This is a genomic window from uncultured Aureimonas sp. (genome assembly GCF_913775355.1).
Lineage (GTDB): Bacteria > Pseudomonadota > Alphaproteobacteria > Rhizobiales > Rhizobiaceae > Aureimonas.
Map to the genome: position 1 here is coordinate 1 of NZ_CAJYIU010000129.1, position 5,591 is coordinate 5,591.

Consider the following 5,591-nt stretch of genomic DNA (forward strand, 5'->3'; position numbering starts at 1 on the left):
CGCCCTTGGCAAGAGCGATAGGAAAAGAAAATGTCGGTAGTCGAGCAAATCAGTTTGGAGGCGGACGAGACAGGCCTGCGCCTCGATCGTTGGTTCAAGATCCACTATCCGGGCCTCGGGTTCGGACACCTGCAGAAGTTGTTGCGGTCGGGGCAGGTCCGCATCGACGGCGGCCGGGCCAAGACGGACACGCGTCTCGAGGCCGGCCAAATGATCCGCGTGCCGCCAATGGGCGTCGACGCCGGACGGCCGCGGACGGCCGTCCTCACACCCAACACGATGCGCGACAAGCACGACGGCGACGTGCTCGGCCAGATGCTGATCTACGAAGACGAGAAGGTCTACGTCTTCAACAAGCCGGCGGGCCTCGCGGTGCAGGGCGGCTCGGGCGTCAACCGCCACGTCGACGGGATGCTGGAAGCCTGGCGCAACAAGCGGGGCGAGAAGCCGCGTCTCGTACATCGCATCGATCGCGACACGTCGGGTATCCTCGTGGTCGCGCGCACACGCGGCGCAGCCGTGTCCTTGACCAAGGCGTTCCGCGAGCGCGACACCAAGAAGCTCTACTGGGCCCTCGTGAAGGGCGTACCGACGCCGCACGACGGCCGGATCTCCACCTACCTCGTCAAGGAGCAGACGCGGGACGGCGACCGGATGCGGATCGCCAAGCACGGCGAGGAGGGCGCCGACCACGCGCTCTCGCACTACCGCGTCGTCGATCAGGTGGCGCAGGCCTTCGCCTGGATCGAGATGGAGCCCTACACCGGACGCACGCACCAGCTGCGCGTCCACGCGGCCCATATCGGCCATCCCATCCTCGGCGACCCGAAGTATTTCGAGCACGACACCAACTGGGAATTCCCTGGCGGTGTACAGCAGCGGCTGCATCTCCACGCCCGCCGGATCATCATCCCCCATCCCGACGGCGGGCGCCGCATCGACCAGATCGCGCCGCTGCCGCCGCATATGGTCCAGACCTGGAACCTGTTCGGCTTCGACGAGGCCGCCGAGAACGACTGATGCGCGCGATCCTCTTCGACTGCGACGGAACGCTGGCCGACAGCTTCGGCCTGATCTGCGAGACGATGCGGCGCTGTTTCGAGAAGGCCGGGCTGCCGGAACCCGACGACGCCGAGACCCGCGGCATCATCGGCTTGTCGCTCGACCTCGCCATCCATCGTCTCGCGCCGACGATCGCTCCGGCTGACCTGCCGGCGCTGGTCGATACCTACCGCGAAGCGTTCCACGAGATCCGGGCGGAGGGTCACTTTCCCGACCGCCTCTTTCCCGGCATCGAGCCGATGCTCCGCCGTCTCGCCAGCCGCGAGGACGTTCTCCTCGGCATGGTGACGGGCAAGTCGCGCCGCGGCGTGTCTCACGTCGTCGAGGCGCATGACCTGAACGGGATGTTCACGGCGGTGCGCACGGCCGACGACTGCCCCTCGAAACCGCATCCGGCGATGGTCACAGAGTGCTGCGACGTGCTCGGCGTGCGGCCGGAGGACACGCTGGTCGTGGGCGACGCCGTTTACGACATGCAGATGGCCGTTGCGGCTGGTGCCAGCGGCTGGGGCGTCGCTTGGGGCGCCCAACCGGAGGACGCCCTTCGAGCGGCGGGTGCGAGCGGCGTATCCACGACCGTGGCCGATCTCGAGGCGTCGTTGGGCGACTGGCTGGCCGAGAAACCATCCATGGTGATGTCCGCATGAGAGACGAACTGCAGCAGGGCCTTCCAGCCATGTCGAACCCGATCCAGAGGCCGGACCTGCCGAAGCGCTTCTACCAGAACGTGACGGTCGAGGAGATCGCGGGTGGTTTCGAGATCCGTCTCGACGGCCGGCCGGTCCGCACGCCGATCCGCACCCTCCTGGCGCTGCCCGACCACGCGATCGCCGAGGCGGTCGCGGCTGAATGGGCGCGGCAGGAAACGCATATCGACCCGGCGACGATGCCGGTCACGCGCCTCGCCAACACGGTTCTCGACGGCGTCGCCAACGACCCCGCCGCCACGCGCGACGACCTCGCCCGTTATGCGGAGACCGACCTCATCGCCTATCGGGCGGACGAGCCCGAGCGTCTGGTCGCACGGCAAGCTGAAGCCTGGGATCCGATCGTCGCCTGGGTCGAGGAGCGGTTCGGCGCCCGGCTCGCAACGGCGGCTGGCGTCATGCACGTCGCGCAGGATCCGGCGACGATCGCGGCCCTGCGCTCCCGCCTCGCCGAGGAGACCGATCCGTTCCGGTTGGCCGGCATTCACCAGATGACGACGCTGACGGGCTCGCTGATCCTGGCGCTCGCCGTCGCCGAGGGGCGACTCGACGTCGCAGAGGTCTGGCGGCTCGCGCATGTCGACGAGGACTGGAACATCTCGCTCTGGGGCGACGACGAGGAAGCGCAGGCCCGCCGCGCATCCCGTTTCACCGACATGCGCGCGGCCGACATCTTCCTGCGTCGCTGATCAGATTCCGGCGAACCACTCGTAGCCGCGGTCTTCCCAGAAGCCGCCCTTGCCCTCGCCGTAGGCGACGAGGGAATCGGTGACGACGATCGCCCGGACGTATTTGGCCATCTTGTAGCCGAGCTGCCGCTCGACCCGCACGCGCACCGGCGCCCCGTTGGCGACGGGGAGGGCCGCGCCGTTCATCCCATAGGCGAGGATCGTCTGCGGATGCCGTGCGTCGAGAAGATCGATCGATTCGTAATAGCGAATCGGTCCCTCGAAACCGTTGTCGAGCGTGTCGAAGCAGAGGAAGACGACATAGCGCGCCGAGGGCGCGACGCCTGCCTGATCGAGCACGAGACCGAGCGGCGTGCCGGTCCATTCCGCGATGCAGCTCCAGCCCTCCACGCAGTCGTGCCGCGTGATCTGCGTACGCGCAGGCATCGCCTGCAGGTCGGCAAGCGACAGCGACAGCGGGGTGCGCACGGCGCCGGTGACGGAGAGCCGGTAGTCCTGGAAGCCGTTGCGGGCGAGAGCGAGGTACGGCTCGTCCTGCGGGTTCGTGGAGCCGTTGGGCCGCATCGGCTGGCGGATTTCCGAGCGATCGAACTCGCGCGCGAGGTGATCGGACCCGAGGAGCAGCCGCTGCGCCTTGTAGGTCAGCGTATTGGCGCTTTCGAGAATGCCGCGGACTTCGGAGTCGCTGGCAACCAGCGGATCGAAGCAGCCGGACAACGGCAGCGTCGAGGCGGCGGCCAAGCCGCCGAGGAAGCGGCGTCGATCGAGGAGCGTCTTCATCGGGCGTCCTCCTTGCCGTCAACCCGCATCCAGCCGGTGATCATCGACCGCATCTCGTTGATGGGGCCCGCGAGGAACACCATGGCGATGTGCACCACGAAGAAGCCGACGAGGGTCACCATCAGCACGAAGTGGATCGTGCGGGCCGTCTGCCGACCGCCGAAGAGATCGAGCGTCCAGGGCGCCCAGGCGTTCATCCCCGGAGACATCGTCAGCCCGGTCGCCACCATCAGCGGCAGAACCACGACGAGGATCGCGAAGTAGGAGATCTTCTGAAGCGGGCCATAGGTGCGCTTGTGGTGGAGCCGCAGCCGGGCATGGTCGGCGATGTCGCGGGGAAGGGCCGCCCAATCCCGGCCGCGCGGCAGGATCTCTCGGGTCAGGTGACGATTGAGAAGGCTTCCTACCAGCCAGACCAACAGCGTGCCGACCAGCGCCCAGGCGAAGAAGAAGTGCACGACGCGCCCGGTCGCCAGATCGCGATAGGAGGGGATCGTCATCCAGCCGGGAAAGGTCTGCGGCCGGAAGTCGCCGTTCTCGTCCTCGATCACGCCGAGGGCACCGGTCGTGTCGAAGCTCTTCCCGAGGACCGTGGTGACCCCGCCGAGCTCGCCTTCGTTGAAGGCGGCGCCGATGCTGAGCACGCGATTCTCGAAATCGAACCCGGACTGCTGCCCGATGTAGAGGTCGGGCCTCGCCATGAAGATCTGCAGCCCCGAGAGGAGCAGGAAGAACAGGCAGACGACCCAGATCCAGTGCGTGAGGCGAGTGACGAAGCGTTGCCGGTAGACCAGCGGTCCGTCGCGTTTGGCGAGAAGCTTCATGTGCCGTCCATCAAGAGCCGTGTGCCAAGCTACGTCTAAACCGGTCGGGCGGACGCATCACGGTGCGATGATGACGCGGCGAAGGGCTTTGTCGAGTTCCTGGCGGAAGCGCGAGCGGTCGGTCGGCGTGAACGGCTTGTTGTAGCCACTGGATGCGCCGGTCTCGCGAAGATGCTGGTTGAACGAGCGGAAGGACAGGGCCGCACCGATGTTGCCCGGCGTGAACGGCCGCCCGTCTGGACCGAGAACCACTGCGCCCTTGTCCAGTGCGCGGGATGCCAGCGGAATGTCCGCCGTGATCACCACGTCGCTTGCGGTCGCCTCCTCCGCGATCCAGTCGTCGGCCGCATCGAAACCGCTCGACACGCTGACGATTCGGGCGCCGGGATAGCGCGAGGGGCGCATCCCGCCGTTCGACACCAGCACGACCGCGGCGCCGAGCCTGTCCGCGACGTCCATCACCTCGTCCTTCACCGGGCAGGCGTCGGCGTCGACGATCACGCGCGCGGTCATGCCGCGCCTCGATCGATCGCAGGCGTGACGGTCGCGCCGAAGATCGCCTCGAAACGCCGGCGCAGTATGCCGTCGACCTCGGGCATCGAGACGACGAGGCCGAGATCGAGGAGGCTGGTCACCCCGTAACCGCGGATGCCGCAGGGAACGATGCCGTCGAAATGGGAAAGGTCGGGATCGACGTTGAGGCTGATCCCGTGAAAGGTCACCCACTTGCGAACGCGGATGCCGATCGCGGCGATCTTGTCCTCGGCCGGCTCGCCGCCGGGAAGGGGCGGGCGCTCGGGGCGTCGCACCCAGACGCCGACCCGATCCTCGCGGCGCTCGCCCCGGACCTGGAACTCGCCGAGCGTGGAGATCACCCATGCCTCGAGCGCAGCGACGAAGGCGCGAATGTCCTGACGGCGCCGCTTCAGGTCGAGGACGACGTAGGCGACCCGCTGTCCGGGCCCATGATAGGTGAACTCGCCGCCGCGCCCGGATCGGAACACCGGGAAGCGGCCGCCATCGAGAAGGTCGGCCTCGTCGGCGCTGGTGCCGCTCGTGTAGAGCGGCGGATGCTCCACGAGGAAGACCGCCTCAGCCGCCGTTCCGTCGGCGACGCGGCCCGCGCGGTCTTCCATGAGTTCGACCGCCGCCGGGTAGTCGATTCTCCCGTCCACCACGATCCACTCCACCGGAGGGCTGTCCGCCCCGGCGAGAAAGCGACCGGTGTCGAGCGCGTCGCGCGGTGTCGGCTGATCCATGTGGCTGAGATAGCGCTGGGGAGCCTTGTTCGCAAAGGGCTTTCGCGGGTGGAGTGAGCGTCACGAAAAAAGAATACGGGCGGCGCTGCGAAAAGGCTTGTGCGCCTCCGGGGCGTTTGTTACATCGCCGCCACCGGTCGAGACAGACCGGGCCGGCCTTCGGACCGGAACACGGCGTGCGGTCGTGGCGGAATTGGTAGACGCGCAGCGTTGAGGTCGCTGTGGGGCAACCCGTGGAAGTTCGAGTCTTCTCGACCGCACCAGCCTTTC

The 5,591-nt window shown here is 67.6% G+C and carries 7 protein-coding genes and 1 tRNA gene; 4 read left to right on the forward strand and 4 right to left on the reverse strand.

The window, feature by feature from the left end:
• Window positions 1-30 precede the first annotated feature (30 nt).
• The 3 genes from QZ753_RS08860 to QZ753_RS08870 are packed head-to-tail and all read left to right on the forward strand — an operon-like array spanning window position 31 to window position 2,458.
• Window positions 31-1,020 (forward strand): RluA family pseudouridine synthase, encoded by a 990-nt coding sequence (locus QZ753_RS08860; RefSeq protein WP_294642893.1) that lies wholly within the window; start codon window positions 31-33, stop codon window positions 1,018-1,020.
• Window positions 1,020-1,709 carry an HAD-IA family hydrolase gene (locus QZ753_RS08865; protein ID WP_294642895.1) on the forward strand — a complete coding sequence of 230 codons (690 nt, stop codon included), beginning with the start codon at window positions 1,020-1,022 and terminating at the stop codon, window positions 1,707-1,709. The genes QZ753_RS08860 and QZ753_RS08865 overlap by 1 nt, the downstream gene beginning before the upstream one ends.
• Entirely contained in the window at window positions 1,706-2,458 is a 753-nt protein-coding gene (locus tag QZ753_RS08870) for an ATP12 family chaperone protein (protein WP_294642897.1), read from the forward strand. The genes QZ753_RS08865 and QZ753_RS08870 overlap by 4 nt, the downstream gene beginning before the upstream one ends.
• Here QZ753_RS08870 and QZ753_RS08875 read toward each other — a convergent pair whose 3' ends face one another.
• Genes QZ753_RS08875 through lipB form a run of 4 tightly spaced genes read right to left on the reverse strand, consistent with a single transcriptional unit; the run spans window position 2,459 to window position 5,321 of the window.
• Window positions 2,459-3,238 (reverse strand): molybdopterin-dependent oxidoreductase, encoded by a 780-nt coding sequence (locus QZ753_RS08875; protein WP_294642899.1) that lies wholly within the window; start codon window positions 3,236-3,238, stop codon window positions 2,459-2,461.
• The gene (locus tag QZ753_RS08880) at window positions 3,235-4,062 is read right to left on the reverse strand and encodes a cytochrome b/b6 domain-containing protein (RefSeq protein ID WP_294642901.1); all 828 of its coding nucleotides are present in this window, start codon (window positions 4,060-4,062) and stop codon (window positions 3,235-3,237) included. The genes QZ753_RS08875 and QZ753_RS08880 overlap by 4 nt, the downstream gene beginning before the upstream one ends.
• Window positions 4,063-4,119: 57 nt before the next feature.
• Window positions 4,120-4,575 carry a YaiI/YqxD family protein gene (locus QZ753_RS08885; RefSeq protein WP_294642903.1) on the reverse strand — a complete coding sequence of 152 codons (456 nt, stop codon included), beginning with the start codon at window positions 4,573-4,575 and terminating at the stop codon, window positions 4,120-4,122.
• Window positions 4,572-5,321 carry a lipoyl(octanoyl) transferase LipB gene (lipB, locus tag QZ753_RS08890; RefSeq protein ID WP_294642905.1) on the reverse strand — a complete coding sequence of 250 codons (750 nt, stop codon included), beginning with the start codon at window positions 5,319-5,321 and terminating at the stop codon, window positions 4,572-4,574. Before lipB ends, QZ753_RS08885 begins: the two co-directional genes overlap by 4 nt.
• A gap of 178 nt (window positions 5,322-5,499) precedes the next feature.
• Here lipB and QZ753_RS08895 point away from each other — a divergent pair.
• A tRNA-Leu gene (locus QZ753_RS08895) sits at window positions 5,500-5,584 on the forward strand.
• Window positions 5,585-5,591: the final 7 nt, after the last annotated feature.